At 40.3% G+C, this 18,490-nt stretch carries 18 protein-coding genes and 3 pseudogenes; 12 read left to right on the top strand and 9 right to left on the bottom strand.

The features are described 5' to 3' along the window. Positions 1 to 326: 326 nt before the first annotated feature. The 7 genes from FXW07_RS13775 (at position 327) to FXW07_RS13745 (ending at position 5,198) form a co-directional block, all read left to right on the top strand. Complete coding sequence (locus FXW07_RS13775) at positions 327 to 542, top strand: protein translocase SEC61 complex subunit gamma (protein WP_048122871.1); 216 nt, start codon at positions 327 to 329, stop codon at positions 540 to 542. Further along, a complete protein-coding gene (locus FXW07_RS13770; protein WP_048122868.1) occupies positions 539 to 997 on the top strand; it encodes a transcription elongation factor Spt5 in 459 nt (152 codons plus the stop codon). The genes FXW07_RS13775 and FXW07_RS13770 overlap by 4 nt, the downstream gene beginning before the upstream one ends. A 119-nt stretch (positions 998 to 1,116) precedes the next feature. Then, positions 1,117 to 1,602 (top strand): 50S ribosomal protein L11, encoded by a 486-nt coding sequence (locus FXW07_RS13765; protein ID WP_048122866.1) that lies wholly within the window; start codon positions 1,117 to 1,119, stop codon positions 1,600 to 1,602. A 241-nt stretch (positions 1,603 to 1,843) separates the two neighbouring features. Next, positions 1,844 to 2,485 carry a 50S ribosomal protein L1 gene (locus tag FXW07_RS13760; RefSeq protein ID WP_048122863.1) on the top strand — a complete coding sequence of 214 codons (642 nt, stop codon included), beginning with the start codon at positions 1,844 to 1,846 and terminating at the stop codon, positions 2,483 to 2,485. Then, positions 2,486 to 3,526 carry a 50S ribosomal protein L10 gene (locus FXW07_RS13755; protein WP_048157838.1) on the top strand — a complete coding sequence of 347 codons (1,041 nt, stop codon included), beginning with the start codon at positions 2,486 to 2,488 and terminating at the stop codon, positions 3,524 to 3,526. Between the two features lie 36 nt (positions 3,527 to 3,562). Further along, on the top strand, positions 3,563 to 3,883 hold the full coding sequence (gene rpl12p, locus FXW07_RS13750) for a 50S ribosomal protein P1 (protein WP_048122860.1): 321 nt from the start codon (positions 3,563 to 3,565) through the stop codon (positions 3,881 to 3,883). 322 nt (positions 3,884 to 4,205) lie between these two features. Continuing rightward, positions 4,206 to 5,198: a radical SAM protein gene (locus tag FXW07_RS13745; RefSeq protein ID WP_229396010.1), complete on the top strand. Its 993-nt coding sequence runs from the start codon at positions 4,206 to 4,208 to the stop codon at positions 5,196 to 5,198. Positions 5,199 to 5,418: 220 nt separating this feature from the next. Here FXW07_RS13745 and FXW07_RS19550 read toward each other — a convergent pair whose 3' ends face one another. Then, on the bottom strand, positions 5,419 to 7,839 hold the full coding sequence (locus FXW07_RS19550) for an SUMF1/EgtB/PvdO family nonheme iron enzyme (RefSeq protein ID WP_346655663.1): 2,421 nt from the start codon (positions 7,837 to 7,839) through the stop codon (positions 5,419 to 5,421). Between the two features lie 366 nt (positions 7,840 to 8,205). Between FXW07_RS19550 and FXW07_RS13730 the strand changes: the two genes are divergently transcribed. Further along, a complete protein-coding gene (locus FXW07_RS13730; RefSeq protein WP_082091179.1) occupies positions 8,206 to 8,394 on the top strand; it encodes a YHS domain-containing protein in 189 nt (62 codons plus the stop codon). A gap of 25 nt (positions 8,395 to 8,419) precedes the next feature. Here FXW07_RS13730 and FXW07_RS13725 read toward each other — a convergent pair whose 3' ends face one another. Next, positions 8,420 to 9,925, bottom strand: a complete 1,506-nt coding sequence (locus FXW07_RS13725; RefSeq protein WP_229395935.1) for a HEAT repeat domain-containing protein — start codon at positions 9,923 to 9,925, stop codon at positions 8,420 to 8,422. 237 nt (positions 9,926 to 10,162) lie between these two features. Here FXW07_RS13725 and FXW07_RS13720 point away from each other — a divergent pair, with 237 nt between their 5' ends. Further along, positions 10,163 to 10,360: a hypothetical protein gene (locus FXW07_RS13720; protein ID WP_229395934.1), complete on the top strand. Its 198-nt coding sequence runs from the start codon at positions 10,163 to 10,165 to the stop codon at positions 10,358 to 10,360. Here the strand turns inward: FXW07_RS13720 and FXW07_RS13715 are convergent. Further along, on the bottom strand, positions 10,336 to 11,124 hold the full coding sequence (locus tag FXW07_RS13715) for an S-adenosyl-l-methionine hydroxide adenosyltransferase family protein (RefSeq protein WP_229395933.1): 789 nt from the start codon (positions 11,122 to 11,124) through the stop codon (positions 10,336 to 10,338). The genes FXW07_RS13720 and FXW07_RS13715 overlap by 25 nt on opposite strands. 117 nt (positions 11,125 to 11,241) lie before the next feature. Here FXW07_RS13715 and FXW07_RS13710 point away from each other — a divergent pair, with 117 nt between their 5' ends. After that, a complete protein-coding gene (locus FXW07_RS13710) occupies positions 11,242 to 12,777 on the top strand; it encodes a DUF1616 domain-containing protein (protein WP_229395932.1) in 1,536 nt (511 codons plus the stop codon). A gap of 96 nt (positions 12,778 to 12,873) precedes the next feature. On the opposite strand, the gene FXW07_RS13705 is transcribed toward FXW07_RS13710, so the two are convergent. The 4 genes and pseudogenes from FXW07_RS13705 to FXW07_RS13690 all read right to left on the bottom strand — a co-directional run bounded on the left by FXW07_RS13705 (position 12,874) and on the right by FXW07_RS13690 (position 14,870). Beyond that, positions 12,874 to 13,617: an epoxyqueuosine reductase gene (locus tag FXW07_RS13705; RefSeq protein WP_229395931.1), complete on the bottom strand. Its 744-nt coding sequence runs from the start codon at positions 13,615 to 13,617 to the stop codon at positions 12,874 to 12,876. 53 nt (positions 13,618 to 13,670) lie between these two features. Beyond that, complete coding sequence (locus FXW07_RS13700; RefSeq protein ID WP_229395930.1) at positions 13,671 to 14,147, bottom strand: methylated-DNA--[protein]-cysteine S-methyltransferase; 477 nt, start codon at positions 14,145 to 14,147, stop codon at positions 13,671 to 13,673. A 62-nt stretch (positions 14,148 to 14,209) separates the two neighbouring features. Next, positions 14,210 to 14,344, bottom strand: a pseudogene (locus tag FXW07_RS13695) (IS110 family transposase); the annotation flags it as partial. 202 nt (positions 14,345 to 14,546) lie between these two features. Further along, positions 14,547 to 14,870, bottom strand: a complete 324-nt coding sequence (locus tag FXW07_RS13690; protein ID WP_229395929.1) for a hypothetical protein — start codon at positions 14,868 to 14,870, stop codon at positions 14,547 to 14,549. Positions 14,871 to 16,220: 1,350 nt separating this feature from the next. Between FXW07_RS13690 and FXW07_RS13685 the strand changes: the two genes are divergently transcribed. Together FXW07_RS13685 and FXW07_RS13680 are read left to right on the top strand one after the other, a co-directional pair. Further along, positions 16,221 to 16,523 carry a hypothetical protein gene (locus FXW07_RS13685; RefSeq protein WP_229395928.1) on the top strand — a complete coding sequence of 101 codons (303 nt, stop codon included), beginning with the start codon at positions 16,221 to 16,223 and terminating at the stop codon, positions 16,521 to 16,523. 13 nt (positions 16,524 to 16,536) lie between these two features. Next, a complete protein-coding gene (locus FXW07_RS13680; RefSeq protein WP_229395927.1) occupies positions 16,537 to 17,451 on the top strand; it encodes a YcdB/YcdC domain-containing protein in 915 nt (304 codons plus the stop codon). Positions 17,452 to 17,486: 35 nt separating this feature from the next. Here the strand turns inward: FXW07_RS13680 and FXW07_RS13675 are convergent. After that, positions 17,487 to 17,743 (bottom strand): annotated as a pseudogene (locus FXW07_RS13675) (IS110 family transposase); the annotation flags it as partial. 472 nt (positions 17,744 to 18,215) lie between these two features. Continuing rightward, positions 18,216 to 18,490, bottom strand: a pseudogene (locus tag FXW07_RS13670) (ISNCY family transposase); the annotation flags it as partial.

Raw genomic sequence — 18,490 nt, 5'->3', positions numbered from 1 at the left:
CCAATCGAAAACTATTTTTATGGTAAATGCCGTATGGTGCCGATACGATTCGGCATCAAAAAATAAATATTTCTACTGACGCGATTAAAACTTTGAAATAAATACAAATTCAGCACCGAAATCTTTTGACGTTTTAAAAGTCGTGCCAGTGATATCTTCATATAATAGGAATTAATAATATAAACCGCCCGTTCCTTCCTTAATATAAATCCAGAAATTCCAGATCTAGGAAATGCGAATTTCGGGAATGGAAAACCCATAGGAAGAACTCTAGGCAAAAAATTAAAGAAAGAGAACTAGAATAAAGAAAACCTGGATGTGAATTGATGGTAGAATCCACGTTTGAACCGAAGATAACTGCAGAAAGCGTTGGTCAGGCAATCCGGGCACACCTGAGAGTCCTGAAACTTACTAGAAAACCGTCCAGGGAAGAGTTCTTGACCATTGCCAAAGTCGCAGGTGTTGGCATTCTGGCTGTGGGAGCAATAGGATTTATAGTATACGTACTGTTGACAATGTTGCCCCAGTGGGTGGCCAAATGAGTGAGGAGTCCCAGATATTTGTAATCAAAACTACGGCAAACCAAGAAAGATCGGTTGCAACAGCCCTTGCCAGGATTTCGAAAAAGGAGAAGCTGGATATAAGGGCAATTCTGGCTCCTGATGAGCTAAAAGGATATGTCCTGGTCGAGGCTCCTAAACCCGGAATTGTAGAACTGGCAATCCAGACTATTCCCCATGCAAGGGCTCTTGTGAAAGGGAGCTCTTCAATTGCTGAAATTGAGCATTTCCTTAAACCCAAACCAACCATAATAGGGATCAAGGAAGGGGCTATAATTGAGGTTACTTCAGGACCCTTTAAAGGCGAGAAAGCCCGGGTTAAAAGAGTTGACGAAGGGCATGAGGAAATTACTGTGGAGCTGTTTGATGCTGTGGTTCCGATTCCCATCACTATTCGTGGCGATACTGTAAGAATACTTAAAAAAGAGAATGAGTGAAGTCACAGCAAGATGGAAAAATACCTAAAATTCCAGCTTATTAATTAAAATCACCAGTACTCAAAGTGGATCTAAATGGATCTACAAACATTATACGTATTAAAACCGGTGAGACTCAGATGACAAGTATTGTTGAAGCACTTGTCCCCGGAGGAAAAGCAAATCCTGGACCACCTTTAGGTCCGGCGCTTGGTCCTCTCGGGGTCAACATAAAAGAAGTGGTCGAAAAGATCAACGAAAAAACCAGGGACTACAATGGTATGCAGGTTCCTGTAAAAGTAATTGTTGACGACAAGAAAAATGTCGAGATCGAAGTAGGCACTCCACCCACTGCATCCCTGATTATGAAAGAGTTAGGGATTCAAAAAGGGTCAGGAAATGCAGGAAGCGAAGTTGTTGGAGACATCAGCATTTCGCAGGTTGCAAAGATTGCCCGGATGAAGAAGGAAGACGTACTTTCCTATGATCTCAAGTCAACAATGAAAGAGGTAATGGGTACCTGTGTCCCTATGGGCGTGAATGTAGAGGGAGTTAAGGCTAAAGACAGCCAGAAGGCACTCGATCAGGGCAAGTTCGATGATTTGCTTGCCGGTGAAGAGTGGTAAAACCTTCCTATTCCTTCTTATTTAATCCGGAATTTCGTCATCACCAATAGTTTTAAATTGGATAGCACTAATAGCTCAAGAATCCTGCATATCATTGCAATATATAAAAAAGATAGTTATTAGTGGTTTATTGTTAAGAATAACCGAATATCCGGATTAATGGAAAAGCCCTAAGACCAACCGTAGTAAGCCGAAAAGGCTGCTTGGACATGTAAGTTCAAACACTACGGGGAGGAACAAGATGGCAGAAAAAAATATACTGGAAGCTGTCAAGAAAGTACTTGAAGAATCGCCAAAACGCAATTTCTCTGAAAGCGTAGACCTGGCGATTAACTTAAAGAATCTTGACATGAACCAACCGAAGAACAGAGTCGATGAAGAAGTAATTCTTCCTCACGGGCTCGGAAAAGAACTGAAGATCGGCGTTTTTGCAAAAGGTGATGTGGGCCTCAGAGCAAAGGCTGCCGGTGCTGCGTATGTTATTTCTGATGTTGAGCTCGATGAACTGGCGGCTGATAAAAATCAAGCCAGGACTCTTGCGAACGAATGTGACCTTTTTATCGCAGAAACCCAGTTTATGCCAACAATTGGTAAGAACCTGGGTATTGTTCTTGGACCCAGAGGGAAAATGCCTATTCCGCTTTTACCTAACAAAGATATAGGCGAACTGATCCAGAGCAAGCAAAATGCAATTAGATTAAGGTCAAAAGACAAGCTCACATTCCATGTGCCTGTCGGCCGAAGGAACATGAGTCCCGATGATCTTGCCGAAAACATTGAGACTATAGTATCCAGGCTGGAGCGTGTCCTGGATAAAGGCAGGCACAACCTGAGAACGGTCTATGTCACGACAACTATGGGAAAATCCGAAAGGGTGGTGTAAATGGCAGAGGAGAAGCATCACACGGAGCACGTCCCAGAGTGGAAAAAGAATGAGATCGAGAATATAGTAGAGCTCATTCAGTCCCATAAGGTCTTCGGGATGGTTGGGATCGAAGGCATTCTTGCAACCAAGATCCAGAAAATTCGCCGGGACCTTAAAGACGTTGCAGTGCTCAAGGTCTCAAGGAACACCCTTACTGAGCGGGCTTTAAACCAGCTCGGGGAAAGCATTCCCGAGATGAATAAATACCTTGACAAGCAGACTGCTCTGGTATTTACTAACGAAAGTCCCTTCAAGCTTTACAAAGTTCTAGAACAGACAAAAACTCCTTCTCCGATTAAAGGAGGCGCAATAGCTCCTGCGGATATTATTGTTCAGAAGGGGCCTACCAGTTTCCCACCTGGCCCGATTCTGGGAGAACTCCAGAGTGCAGGAATTCCAGCTTCAATAGATGCAGGAAAAGTTGCAGTAAAGGAAACTAAGGTTGTCTGTAAAGCAGGTGAGGCAGTCCCACAGAAGCTCGCAACCATGCTTGCAAAGCTGGAGATATACCCTCTCATTGTAGGGCTGGACTTAAGAGCCGCCTATGATGATGGGACAATTTACGAGCCGGAACTCCTTGCAATTGATGAAAGCCAGTACTTCTCTGATATTACCAGAGCAGCTCAGAGCGCTTTCAACCTCGCTGTCAACACTGCATACCCGACAAGCGCAACAATCGGCACCCTGCTGGCAAAAGCCTTTGCAGAGTCAAAGAACCTTGGTGTCAACGCTGTCGTGTTTGATTCCGGAGTCATGGACGCCTTACTGGCAAAAGCTCATGTCCAGATGACATCTGTTGCATCTGAAGCCGCAGACAAAGATGCAAATGCTGTGGATGACCAACTGAGGGAAGTTCTCGGAGCGGCCGCAAGCGCAGCAGCCGCAGCAGTCAGGGAACCCGAGAAGATCGAAGAAGTAAAGGAAGAAGAGGAAGAAGAGGAAGAAGAAGACCACTCCGAAGAAGATGGAATGGCTGGTCTCGGTTCCCTTTTCGGATAAATTTATTTACGATAATTAAAACTTAGGTGATTAACGATGGAATATATATATGCAGCTCTCTTATTGCACAACGCTGGTAAAGCAATTACCGAAGACGCAATCACTGCCGTTCTCCAGGCAGCAGGTATCGAAGTTAATGAATCCAGGGTAAAGGCCCTTGTCGCAGCCCTTGAAGGCGTAGACATCGAAGAAGCAATTGCAAAGGCAGCATTCGCAGCTCCAGCAGCCGGCGCAGCCGCCCCTGCAGGCGCAGCCGCCCCTGCCGCAGAAGCAGCTCCTGCTGAGGAAGAGGAAGAAGAGGAAGAAGACCACTCTGAAGAAGACGGAATGGCCGGCCTCGGTGCCCTCTTCGGATAAACTCAACTAAAACTTCAATACCTACAGCTCGCCCTTCGGCGAGCACTTTTTTTACTTTTAGTTTACTTGTTAGTTTGAAAGCGGTTACATTGCGAATTTGTTTTTACTGCACGACTTCTTTAAATACTCTTTTAAAATTCTTTTCAGAAAATTAGTTTCTAAACCTTTTTAGAGTAAATTAAATTACATCGCTCAACTTTTAAGGAAAGGGACATTGTAATTAAAAACAAAAAACAGGCAGCCGGATAAATCTATTTATATTGCAAATGTTCTTTACTAATACAGATAATGATCCTTCTGTTTTATTAGGCAAATGATACCTATGTCCCGATTTGACCCTATTCTGGCTTCGAGAGCGCTCTGGCAGATCCGAGTAAGAAAACGTCCTTTTGTCCTCTCCCACGGTGTAAATGCCTGCTGCAATATGCGCTGCAAGTTCTGTGAGTACTGGAAGAAAACCGGAGAAGAGCCGCCTAGAGAAGAGATTTTTAAATTGTTGGACGATGCTAAAGAATTCGGGATCGGTGTCTACAACGCCTGGACCGTAGAACCTCTCCTCAGAAAAGATCTGCCCCAGATTATGGCATACGCCAAAGAAATCGGGATGATCACTTCCACGGTTACAAATGGAAAATTGCTCTATGAAAGAGCGGAAGAGCTGGTAGATGTAGATTACCTTTCGGTTTCAGTGGATGGGGTAGATAGTTATAAAGAAATCCGCAGAATGGATTTCCAAACTCTGCTGAAGGGCTTAAAAAAAGCTATTGAGGTTAGAAAACTTCAGAAAAAGAAGAATCCCATCCTGATGAACTGCGTGCTTACAGGAAAAAACCTGGATGATATCGAGACTCTCATTTTGCTTGCAAAAAAGCTGGGAGTGAAAGTTTCCTTCGAGCCTGTCCATGAGTTTCCCGGAATCAGTGAAGAGGTCTGGAACGATATCGGAATTCGCGATAAGGAAAAATTCCACTGTACAGTTGACCACATAATAGAGCTTAAGAAGCAGGGCTACCCGATAATTAATTCCAAAACCTACCTCAAAATGGTCAGGGACGGAAAAATGGACTACAAATGCAGGGCCAGCGGGGTTATTATAAATGTGACGCATGACGGCACTCTGGAAACCTGCCGTGTGCATAACGAGCCTCTTGGAAACGTGATCTGGGACGGTTTTGAGAGCGTCTGGAAAAACTCGGAAGAACACAGAAAGGAAATTGTTGAAAACTGCAGTGGCTGCCTCTTTTTTGGATATACGGAAAACAGTTTGATGCAGAGCTTTAACCCTGAAGTTCTGATGCATTACGAGTGGATGTAACTCCCGAGTCGCCGTCTCGGGAGGACGGTGCCCTTTTCACTCACTTCGTTCGCTCAAGAGGGCTGAACTAGGGGTAAGAGAAACTATTTTTTTAAATGTTGAGGCTCAGCACCTCAGGCTCGGCGGCTTCGCACGCTTCGAGCCTTCGGGCTTCACCCAATGGAATTCAAATGTGCTTCAAATAGTAACTTAAGTAGTAAAGTGGTAAAGTAAAAAGTAATTACAGTTTCCTCAGAAGACGGAAGCCAACGTCTTCGTCGCCTAAGTATTGTTTGTTCCCATTACGGGTGGTCGACCAGCAACTTCCAGCTGGGGCATGCCATCCTCCACCCCGGAAAACGCGGACAGAACCTTTTCCATCTTCCCAAGCACTACCGTCAGAAGGAGCCCCTTTGTAGTTATTATGCCACCTATCCTGAACCCACTCATAAACGTTGCCATACATATCATACAAACCCCATGGATTAGGTTTTTTCTGGCCAACTGGATGAGTTTTGCCACGTGAATTTTTTTTATACCATGCATAATCCTCGAGTTTCGATTCGTCATTACCAAAGTAATAACTTGTAGTTGTCCCAGCACGACAAGCATATTCCCATTCTGCTTCAGAAGGCAGACGATACTTATTAGTGTTTTCCATTTCATTGAGTTTTTTGATAAACTTCTGAACTTCATTCCATGGAACCCCATTAACAGGACGATTTTCACCTTTGAAAGCCCTGGCAGCATTGTAACCCATAACAGCAATCCATTGCTTCTGAGTAACAGGATATTTACCAAGGTAGAAAGGATTTTTGATTGTTACTTTATGGAGAGGAGTTTCCGAACTATATTTACCCACTTCTTCCTCGGAAGACCCCATCATGAATTCGCCTTCAGAAATCAAAATGAATTCCATTTCACCTATAGTAAAAGATGAAAGATTGGACACACTATCATCTGTATATGTAAGTACAGGTGAAATCTGCAACAGCTCACTAAATTCAAGGTTTGAAAGAGTATATTCGGCTACATTTTGAGAAATATTTTCTCCTTCTACGCAGCCATATCTCAATAAGTTAATTAATCTTTCATCCCATACCCACTTTTCTAGGTCTTTTATATTTTCTTGCTTCAAAGCATATTCCTGCAACTGGGTAAAAAGTGTTCTATTTGAATTTAGAGCGTAAATGATTGAGTTCCACTTGATGCTTATCGCCACAAATTTGGCAAGTTTTTTGCAGTTCCATATATTTTCAGGAACTTTTCCTTCCTTATAGGAGAAAAGACCAGTTCTTTTTCCTATAGTTAGCTGAAAATGAAATTGATTAATAAACTGCTTTATTCGACGAGGGTTATTATCCAAAGCAGGAGCAACCATTTCCAAAATCATTTTTGAGGTTTCAGAGTCTTCCCCACAATCCTTATTGTTCTGGATTTCCTGCTTATCGGGCTCGTTTTCAACATTATTAGATTCATCTGATTCGGTTTCTTGTCTTTTGGATTCATTCTGCAAGGACTTAACTTTTTCTTCAGGAAATTCATAAGGGATAAAATCTTCAGAAATACTTGATTTATCCATAGGTTCAGATGGACTTAAAGAAGTTTCAATTTCATCGGCTGACGTTAAAAATTTCAAAAAATCAGAGCTTTTTGGAGTGGGAACTTTAAACGGAAGCTGGATGAATTTTTCAATAAACTCATAACCGTACTGTAATTCATTATCATCAAGATATTTTAGAATACTTTCATTCTTTGCAGCAAGCCCCGCAGAGATAACTTTTCTGTCCATGGCTAAGGAAAAATAAACTTTTGAGTTATCAGAGATCATCAGGTTAATTGCTTGCATGAGTTCCGCTGCTTTTGAGATTTCACAACGGTCAAGGTCATCTATGAAAACAAAGACTTTTGAGTCTCCAACATAAGACTTGATTATTTCATTGAAGTCGGAATGAAAATGTTCTCTGAAAGAGAGGTGTTCCTTATAATTCGTATTTGAATCAAGTTTTTTCAAGCCAAAAGGATCCCTAAATATATCCATAAACCATTTTTCGGTAGAAAAATACTTCATAAGGCCTACTAGAGGAGCTGAGATGAGAACAAAATTAGAGAAATTCTTGATTAATTCGTCATTAATAAAGTCTGGTAACGGCATCCCTAAGGAATGCAAAACATAAGTAATAAGCAAAGACAAAAATGAAAAAATAAGTATGAAAGAAAGAATGTTCCAGAAAAAATGAACAAAAATTAGAAAATTACTTTTCAGTAGAAGTTTATATCTCAGATAAAACAATTTAATCCTTGAAGACTGTAGACGCTTCCATGAAAGCTGTTTCGATAACTCATCAATGAAATTAAGTGCAAAAGAGGCCCATAATTCATCTTCTTTGTCATATTTCCAGGAATTAAACCACACAGTAAAATACTTTTTATCTTCTTCTCCTTCATTTTTCTTGTCGATCTCCTCTTTCAATTGCAGCATGAAAGAAGATTTACCACATCCCCACTGCCCCTCAATAGAAAGAGTAATAGGGGGCTTTGTTCCCTCGGCGGTAAGAAATTCTGCGATAGCTTCGACGTAAGGACGGAATCCAAGTACATCTTCCTTCGTCGAAACATCATTTAAGCACTCGAACGAAGATTCTGATTTATCGCCTGACAAAAGGATTTAGCTCCATACTTAGTTTAATTTCATAATATGAAACAAATATCGTGGGAGATGAGCTTTCAAATACCACATTATGGAGAATAACAGAGTTTTTTAATTGTTTATTGGAAAGAAATATAAATATTTGTTGAAATTTCCACAAAATATAAAGGAAAAGTATGAGACGTCTCTGGAAGCGGGAAGAGTGTAAGGAACGCTACCAAAAATAATTATATAAAAATTGCTAAATATTATAGTAATAATCAGTAACTTGGGTTTATTTTCAGTAGCTTGTGAAACGCAGTGGGGAAAGATGAAAAGCTGCCGGTACTCGGCTTTGAAAGAATGATATGATATAACCGGACCAGTGGAGGAAAAATTATGAAAATGAAAGGGAGTGGAACACGGTTTGATCCTGTGTGCGATATGAATGTTACGGAGAGGGACGTTACATACAAAAGTGACTACAAGGGAAGAACTTATTATTTTTGTTCGTTTGAATGCATGAAGAGATTCCAGGATAACCCGGAAAAGTACATCAGCATTCATGGCAGGGAAGCTAAGGTATAATGGATTTTCTTTAATGGATTTTCTTTTACCTTGAGTTCTGCTTATCCAGCAACCTTAAAGCTTCAGCCGTAGCCCACCTTACTTCAGGGTCAGGGTCGTTTAAGTTTTTGACAAGAGGGGCTGTTGCTTTTTGATCTCCGATTTTTGCGAGGGCATCTGCGGCGTACCGCCTGACCCAGGGGTTGCTGTCGTCTAGAGTTTTTAGAAGTGCATCAACTGCTCTTCGGCTGCCTATATTCCCAAGGGCATAGACTGCAGTGATTCTGAGTTCGGAATCTTCTTCGGTCAGCATTCCCAGAAGAGAGTCTGTTGCTTTTTCAGCTCTGAGAGTTCCCAGAGAATATGCAGCAGCATTTCTTACTTCAGGATTCGTATCATCAAGGCATTCGAGAAGTGGGTCTACTGACTCTGGATTTTCCAGTTTACCAAGGGATTCGGCTGCACACTTTCGAAGTTCGGGGTCCTTATCTCTTAGTTTGCGGATAAGAGCTCCTGCGGCTTTTTTACTGTCAAGTCCCGCAGTTTTTTTGCTGCCAGAGTTTCCCAGAGACAGTATTATCTGCTTCTGTAATTCCGGAGAGCTCTTATTCAGTTTTGCGATAAGGGCTTCTTCAGCCTTGTCACCACCGAGAATCCCCAGGGAACGGGCTGCAACTAGCCTGACTTCGGGAACTTTGTCGTCCAGGTTTTTAATTAAAGGTTCAATTGCCCGTTTGTCTTTCAGATTTCCAAGGGATTCTATAGCACACACTCGGAATACAGGTTCTTTGTCTACAGCCAGCCGTTTAATTAGCGGTTCTGCTGCATTTTCGGTTCCTATCCTGCCGAGGTTTCTGGCTGCAGTTATTCTTACTCGGGAATTCTTGTCTTCAAGGAGCTCAAGAAGTGCCTTCTCTACTTCAGGGCCTCTTGCCTGTCCCAGAGCTTCGGCTGCGATTGCCCGGACCTCCGGGTTTTCGTCGTCCAGGGCTTTGATGCAGAACTGTGTATCTTTTTCGTTTTGTTTTAGTGGATTAACGGGGTTTCCTTCCTGTCCTCTAAGAAGATCCGAGATATATGCTAGTTTTTCAGATGAGGTTTTTAAGCCAGAAACGTTGCTTAGCAAGTTTATGGAAGTGTAAACGACGGCTATAAGGGATAGAACCATTGAAATAAGGGAGGAGACTAACAAAACTTTCATTTTAGCTTCGGAAAAAGAGCCAAAGCTAAAAACAATCAGTATCAGTCCGTTAAAATAGATTGTCCCTGCTGCCGTATAGGATACAATCTTTAGGGGTGGTTTTATCCGGTTGGCAATCGAGTTAGTACTATCACTGTTGCTTTGCAGGGAGAGTATGAATATAGCAATAAACACGGCATACAATGCTGCTACTGATTGCATTACTGTTGAGGGAAGCCAGAAAGTTCCCCCAGAGCTTGCCGCGGAATTATCCGCATTTCCATTTCCTGAAAGGGTAAAAAAGCTCAAAATAACCAGAGCAAATAAAAAGAAAACTTCAAGTTTGTAAGTTTTCAAAGTAGTCAGTTTCATTCTAAACAGACTGCCTGTGCCGGATAGTTATATAAAAATTCCGCTGAATCGAGTGTCTGGTTGACTTTTGAGAAAGAAAAGCAGTTAAGCTTTATTAGAGCTGACCCCAAAATTCAAAATTGCTTATCTGAATATCATATTCCGGATTATCAATAGAGTTTCTGATCCTGAAAACTAATTCTGAAACTCTTACTTATATGTGGATAAAATTGGGTTTGGGATGAGCTTTGATCTAAAATGATCTGGAACTACAGCCTGCTTTATGCAGCCATTCTTTATGCAGCCACTCTTTATCCAGTCGTTCTCTATGCAGCCACTCTTTATCCAGTCGTTCTCTATGCAGCCATTCTCTGTGTAGTCATTCTCTGTGTAGTCATTCTCTATGTATCCATTCTCTATGTAGCCATTCTTTATACGATCTTTATTGCGACCTGATCTCCGCTTTTAAGTCCGAACTGAAGCGAAGCATTTCCTTTGTTTACGGCAATTTCCAGGAAGCCATGACTGCCTATAAGGGCAAGGGGCTTTTTCGGCCCTACAAAACCATAGGTCTGAACAAAAGAGACTTTTCTGCTGTTTATTTCTATCTGTGAGCCAAAGTTAGAGAATTTTAAAACTACTTCTTCAGGAATATTGGTGATAACATTTCCAAAGTTGTCTGCAAAAATAACCTCGCCTACAAGGAAGGACCCGTCAATTCCAAAATTTTCGAAATCAAGGCTAACAAAATCCGAAATTTCAGGGCCGACAGCCTCGATAGGTGTGCCTTTTGAAAGGTAGGCTCCTGCAGGCGCAAAAATATCTCTGCCGTGGAAAGTTGCAGAAATTCCTGATTTAAGCATAATTTCAGGATTTGTGATCTCATATACTTTAATTTCACCAAGGCAGCGAGCTGCAGGTATCAGTAGCCCGTTATCAGGGCCGACAAAAAACTGTTCTTCTCCTTCAGGACCGGCTTTTATGGCAAGCGCACGGCGGGAAGTCCCAACTCCGGGATCGACAACACCAATATGTACCGTTCCATGTGGGAAATATCGAACGAGGGAATAGAGCGCAAAAGCCCCTTCCCGGATTCCGGCCTGCTGTATGGAATGGGTTATATCGATAATCTGTACTGCTGGGTTTATTCTCAAAATCACGGCTTTCATGGCTGCGGGATAGAGGTCTCCGAAATCGGTAGTCAGGGAAATTAAAGGCATAAATATCACTCAGTTTTTTTTCGTTATAATATGCAAGTCTGATAAAATATATAAATGTGTGAGAAAGTAAAGACTAATATTAAAATTATTTTTAATATTTGGAATGTAGGGAGAAAAATGAAACATATAAAAATAAAATTTATACTATTTTTCATAAGCCTGGTTATTCTTGTATCTGGGTGCGAGGACAAACTGAGTGCAGAAGAGATTGTAGAACAAGTGCAAGAAAAAGAAGCAAACCTTGAAGATTACTCTGGCACAATGTACACAACAGTATACCTTAATGGGGAAAAAAATCTGGAAGAGGAAACCCGGATAATATATAAGAAACCTAACCTGATGAAGACGATTGTTGTGGAGGACGGAAAAGATGTCGAATCGGTCTCGGACGGAGAGTTCGCATGGAGTTATGATGCCAAAACAAATACGGTTACGAAGGTAAAATTGCCCGAAGAACCTCTCTTAACGGAAAAAGATTTTGTCAATATCATAGGTAATTTAGTGAACGAAAGTGAGGTTTCCATGCTTGGAGTTGAAGCTGTGGACGGAAGAAGCGCGTATGTCCTTGAAGCCAGGCCAAAAACCGAAGAAAACGAGTCCGAACTAATTTCTCGAACGAAAATTTGGGTTGACAAAGAGACATGGATGGTACTTAAGTCCAGCATTTACAACAATGAAGGAAACCTGATAATAGAAGTGGAAATGCGTGACTTGAAAATAAACACCGGAATTCCGGATTCAGAATTCAAATTTGAGATTCCCGAAGGGGCAAAAGTAGAAACCCTGGATCTGGATGAGGAACTCAAAACCCCAGACAACCTGAGCCTTAAAGAAGCCAGAGAACAGGCGAGCTTTAAGATTCTTGTCCCGGAATATATACCGGATGGCTACATGCTTAACTCGACAATGATATCTGAGAAAGATGAAACAGGTGCTGAAGGTCAAAGTTCCGAAACTGTAATTCTTAGCTACCAGAAAGGATCTGAAAATTTTAATGTAATAGAAGCTGTCTATGAAAATAAATCTGAAGAAAACACTTTCATGGAGGGCGCTGAAAAAATCAGCATCAATGGGACGGAAGGAAAATACCTCAATGAATTTGGAAACACGAAGATGTTGCAGTGGGAACTTGGTGGAGTTGAAATAAATTTGATCGGGTCTCTTGAAAAAGCAGAGATGCTGAAAATCGCGGAGTCTTTTAAAGAGCTTTCTGCCGAAATTGATGTTCTTGATGCGGAATCTTTAATGGAGCCTTTTACCGAATTTTACATTCTGGGGCCTGATGGAACAGCTGAGAATTATCCTACCGACTATGTACTTGGGGATAATGGGACAATAATAGTTGCGGTTATAAACCATGAGCAGAAGCCCGTAAACTATACAATGGAAGTCAGGCTTGAGAACACGTCTCTACCTTTGCCGGATGACCAGAAAAATATCTACATTCGGGACAATGAGACCTGGGAAAAAGCAGTAACCATAACTCCCCCCTTCGAGGGAACAAACATGAACCTTCAGTTTTTGCTCTATAATAACGATAAAAAGGAAATGTTAGAGAATATCAGTGTGCCTTATAGAGATCTTCATCTATGGATAAATGTAACGACGCAGAATCTTTCGAAGAATACTTCAACTCCGATAACGGCGATATAAGCAACTGAGCCGCTATTCGGCACTCAACCCTGTACATCTCAGAACTGAAATAATAAGATCGTGCAATCCTGATAAAAGTACAAAATATTATATGGTTCAACGAGATCTGAGAGCACAGGGTCCGGTTGCACATTTTCCACACGCAAACTGATTCAGTTCGGGAAAAGCCCTGGCGTTTTCCTGAAGCTGCCTGTAACATTTTTCTTTATCAAGCCCTCCTACACTGAGGGCTCCAGCCGGGCATCTGTCCACGCAGACAAGACATTTCTCTCCTTTTTTGTAGCGGCAGAACTCCTCGTTCGGGCGCAGAGTTGGAGGAATTTCGGCAGAAATCAGCAAAGTTCCAAAACGACCTGCACACCCAGCTTTCGTAATCAGCATCTGGTTGACTCCAAAAGTGCCCAGTCCCGCAGCATAAGCAGCACTTTTATGAGACCAGGCAACGTCGAAGCCATTACTCTTATAATCGAAAATAGTTCCGGGCACAACTGACTGTATATTCTCTTCTGCCAGTTCAGCCTTTAGTTTTTCGTTGATTTTCTCTATAAGATAGTCGGTTTCACTTTTGGACTGAATCCATTCTTTTACAGGATCAGGGGACTGCCAGTTAAGTTTCACAAGTTCTTTTTCAAACGGCAGGAAGAAGGAAACAACAGTTTTTGCTTCGGGGAAAATCTCTTTAGGGAGCAGGTGGTGAGGACCAATGATTTTCTTCATGTCATCAAAAATTGGGTCACTTGCTGAAGCATAGCCTACGAGAGGTTCACGATATCTAGTCTCAGTGCCTGGACTTGCTACGGCTTCTTTGATAATGCTTTCAATCTTTTTTTTAAGCTCCATAATAATTTCTCCTGCTAATTACAGAGAATTTAGATCGAATCTTTGTGTTATTCTTATTTCAAATTGTTTTCTTCAAGTTTCAATAAAAATTCCTTTATAGCCAGTCCACTCGCATAACCTGTAAGTTTTCCATCCGAGCCTATGACCCTGTGGCAGGGGATAATTATCGCAATTGGATTCCAATTATTTGCAAGCCCCACAGCTCTATAAGCCTTTTGTTTCCCGATTAATACGGCTATTTCTTTATAAGTCTGGGTCTCTCCATAAGGGATTTCGCATAAAGCTTTCCAGACGGATTTTTGAAAATCCGTTCCCTCGGGAGCCAGTTTAAGGTCAAAGGATTCGAGTCCCCCTGAAAAATAAGCTTCAAGCTGCCTGGCAGCTTCACTGAAAAATTCTTTATTTTCTATCCAGTCAGCAGGGATTTTTATCCTCTTCTTACCTTTCAAGAAATTAAGATGTTTCAGCCCTTTTTCGTCCCCTGCCAGAAGAATGGGACCGATTGGGGATTCGATTATTTCGTAGTACATTTTGTTCGTTTCCAGAAGTGTGGTTGCAGATAATTGTATTGCTTCTGGTAGAAATCTATTTAATTCCCAACTATAACAGGCAGATTATTGATCAATGATTCATAGATTGGAAACCAGAAGTCACTTATTGATTCACAGGCAAAGACATTAAATTTATCTGATATTACCCAATTTTTAAGATTTGATATTCTTTTGTCATATATTTAAGGCCGGTTTCTAATGATAAATCGATAGCTTTCAGGCAAGAAAATTCCTTAACCAATGACCAATGAACATAATTCAAAGTTTTGGACATTTTTGAAGATCAGGACTGGATCAAACACAACAAAGTTGAGGATGAAGTCAAAACCTCATACATGGAATACCTTACCCACACCAAGTAGAAAGCCTTGAAGTGTCCTATTCTCCTTTGAAAGTTCTGTATTCTGTGAAGACTACCTCCACTATGAATACAGGACCAGTTTTACTGATGAAGACCGCCAGCAAGACAATATCAACGGCTTTAAACTGGAACGCAGCAAGCAGCTGGTCTGTGTAGCCTCTGAACTCATTAACTTCCGCCTCTACGGTTATAAGTCCCGAAGAGGAGTGCAACGATAAATCCCTTGAAGATCTTGAGAAATCCTTGACTCTATGCATTATCATCTTCTGGATTATGTCGAATATATATCCGTCCGGGAATTCCAGAAAAACGGTAAAATTCATTTTAAAATTCATTTTCATTTAACCTCTTTTTGTCTCAATTGGTTAATGCACAAATCCGCCATTCAATACGTGGAGAAGCGGGGTGTGAAATTCTCAATATTCATACTGTTCGGCGCCGATTTTTGTCCTGGTATTGATCCTGCAGGGACCCAAAGAAGCAACAGAGGTTGCACCTTATGATCATCTCCGGAAATACTTAAAAAAGCATGAGTCCCGAAGAAGAGTTTATGTTCTGGGCTATGGACTGTCGGAACTGGACTTGTTCATCATCCTTCTATCCAAAAAAGAAATAAAGAACGAGCCTTGTCCTAAAACCTATTTGATTCTAAATCATTATGAGTCTTCAGGATCATTTTAGTGATTAGGTATTCAGCTGATTGTTCCACATACGAAATTCAAAAATCAAATTTGAGTTTCAGGATATGCTCAATAAGAAAACACAAGCAAAACATTTTTTAAAAGGTATTGTCAGCAAAATAATCGGGTATAGTGTTTCTCATAGATCAGATTCTAAAGCTTTTTTCTCTGGAGCTCTAGATCACGTTCATGAGGTCTTGAAGCCTAAGCTGGAAAAGCCGAAGGCAAAAGAAAAGCCTTCCAAATAGGAAAATATCAAACTTGAATGTGATTTTCAACAGCAACTGTTCACATATTTGGTATATGTTATTTCAACATTTAGGAACTAAATGTAAGTTATCCACTCGAAACAGCGAAGAGTCATAATATTAAATTATTGTGTTAATTTCCAATTAAATTATAATATTATTTATCTATTGATTCAATAATTTTGTAGTAAAGTTTATGTTGAAAGAAGTACCATTCTTATACAACAGTGTATAAAAAAACAAACAGTCTGAAATGAACTTGAAAAATCGGTTTGAACTCCTGAACGCACAGAGGCAAAGATATAGTTGACTTTGATAGTGTTCAAAGTTTGTATAATCTTGCTTCTGGAGTAAATCGAATGAGGTAAATAAGAAATGAGCAGAAAAAGAACGAATTTAAAATTATATATATTTGCATATTGCTACTTTTGTTTGCTGCGCCAGCTTCTGCGGATCCTGATGCTATGTTAGATAGAAGCCGAACCCAATTTGGAGATCTTTCAACGTCTTCAATTAATTACATCAATGCAAGATGTAATGAAGTCAGAAACGATCTTATTTTAATTCCTGATATAACTATAATTGCAGATTATACCTACGGAGCTGCGAGTGATCAAGGTTTTTTATAAACGGTATCAATTCACTTGATGATGCAACTGATGAGAATGTTGTTTTAATCCATACTCATGGTGGAGCTCTTCTTTTATCTTATTTAATATTCAAAGATGAAAGCTGTCTATATAGTTTGGACGTGAACAGTTGGATGGACGAACGAGACGGAGGATTCATTTTTGCAGGTGCATGTAAATCTGCAAAATACACAGATCTAGGAAACGCGTTTATTAACAACGGTTTTGATACCTACTTTGGATATAAAGACGATGTCAACACCTTACGTAATGCCCGCTTCTATTCTGCATTCTTTGATGCGGCTACTTTCACCGATGTCACTGTTTCTGAAGCAGCCAACTATGCAGCAGGAGAAGTAGAAGATGAGTTTGGAAATGCAGCAGATGTTGACAATAACAGATTTATAGGAAATTCAAACTTGTGTTTAAGACCTTAAGGGAGAGAAGATCATGAAACTTAGTCAAATTTGTATCTTGAGTTTGGTACTGGCAGGTGCAATATTTGTGGCTTTTGCTTCTGAAGAGGGAGGAATAATATTTACGAAAGAAGATGCAAAGCAAACAAAATACCTTGATCCGTCAACTGCAGACGTAAATATTAGTTTTGAGGATGCAAAAAACAAGCTAATATCAGAAAATCCGGAAGTAATCAATGAATCTGTCCATGGAGAACTGATTGATGACGAAAATTTCGGGATAATCTGGCGAGTAAGCTCAAAAACAACTAATGGAAAAAGCATCTTTGCAGGAATAGATGCCTCTAATGGAGAGCAACTTTTTGTATACGATGGATCAAAGAATGTACAGGGCAAAGACAGTATAAGCAAAGACGATGCTCTGAAAATAGCAGAAGAATGTATCGAATCCAGGGTTTCAGCGGATAAAATTAATGATATTGAGTTTGAACATGTAAACTACGTAGAACCTGCTGCTGACGATCTCCCTGGAACTTACAAAATTAGCTACGCAAGAATTATCAGAGGAATACCTTCTCTTTCTGATGGAATACAGGTAGGAATCAACGCAGAAACAGGCGAAGTTTCAAGCTATCGCAAAAGATGGTCTATGTCTGAAGAAGAGATAGCACTCATTGATACGGAACCAGGCGTTACGGATGAAAAAGCAGTTGAGATTCTCAAAGAATACATGAGTAACGAACCGTCTATAGGAGAAGAAAAAGCAAATACTGTAAAAGTTATTTCGTCGAACCTTGTCTGGAAAGAGGACGATGAAGATAAAATTCATCTGGCATGGTGGATCCGATTCATGGATTCAAGTTTTGCAAAGGACGCTACCTATCCTGCTTCAGTATGGATTGATGCACATTCAGGAGAAATGTTGCTGTTTGATTATTACAGAGACTAAGTTCAAAAGAGTTCTAACTTTCCATTCCTCTTTAGAGAAAGGCTTTCTATAATCTGATCAACACTCTTACCTGAAGCTATTCCTGACAGAATTTCTCTACCGTTTTTTCCCAAAATGTCTGTCAGCACATTCTTCAGATTTAATCTTTTTAAAAAGGTAAAATTTCATGAGCTTCATTTTTTATATCTGTTCTTTCCCTAACAAGAGTTAATCTGAGCCGAACATATGGCCTGAATTCTCTGTGCCTCTTTGGGAAAACTCTTGATGGCTGAATCATATTAGACAGTAGAATTGCCTGAAAGGCAATTTTGCATCTGTGATCAAGTCACATTTGGGTCTTTGATGGTAATTCAATGGTTAGTTTTTCACGGCTTCGAAGAACCAAAGAACAGACAATATTCCTGTCCTAAGGTAATGATGGAGCATATAAACAAAAAAGGATTTTGGATTGCTGGTGCCGTCACCATTTATTGTAGTAATGATGGAACACATAAACAAAAAAGGTAAGTTAAAAGGACTTCCATTTATCTGGGCATGTTACGACTCAGTTTCATAATTTAGTGATTTCTCATTTTTTCCGTCCTTAAAACTTCACTTTTCTCTGCTAACTGCTCAAACAAACTGTAATAATCCTTGAGAAACGATTTCTTTGGCAAGAATGCCAAAGAATTATTTTACTCCTTAAATTTTTCACTGAATTTTTTGACTAAAATCGATACGCTTCGCTACTTAATCCTTAACTCAKCTCTCAAAAATATCTTTTACTAAAGCTTAAATGGAGTAAATAATCTGAACAATTCCAGAAATGACTTTTGTGGTTTCTTGAGCAAATTTAATCTTCTCATTTGAGTAAGTTTAATCTGATTCTCAATTCCTTTATCAGTYCTGAACTGCTTCTTGTTATCCGTTTTTAGACTTTTTGAATARTARCTTTCAATAGGATTATTTGTCGCYGGCGCTCCTGGAAGATAATGGAACAAAGTAAGATTTAGCCAGTGTTTATTGATCATCCACAACCGTTTTTGAACCAATTCATCAT

Source organism: Methanosarcina sp. DH1, assembly GCF_020804205.1.
GTDB classification, from domain to species: domain Archaea; phylum Halobacteriota; class Methanosarcinia; order Methanosarcinales; family Methanosarcinaceae; genus Methanosarcina; species Methanosarcina vacuolata.
The sequence above is the reverse complement of the archived record's forward strand: the minus strand, read 5'-3'. Positions and strand labels throughout refer to the sequence as shown.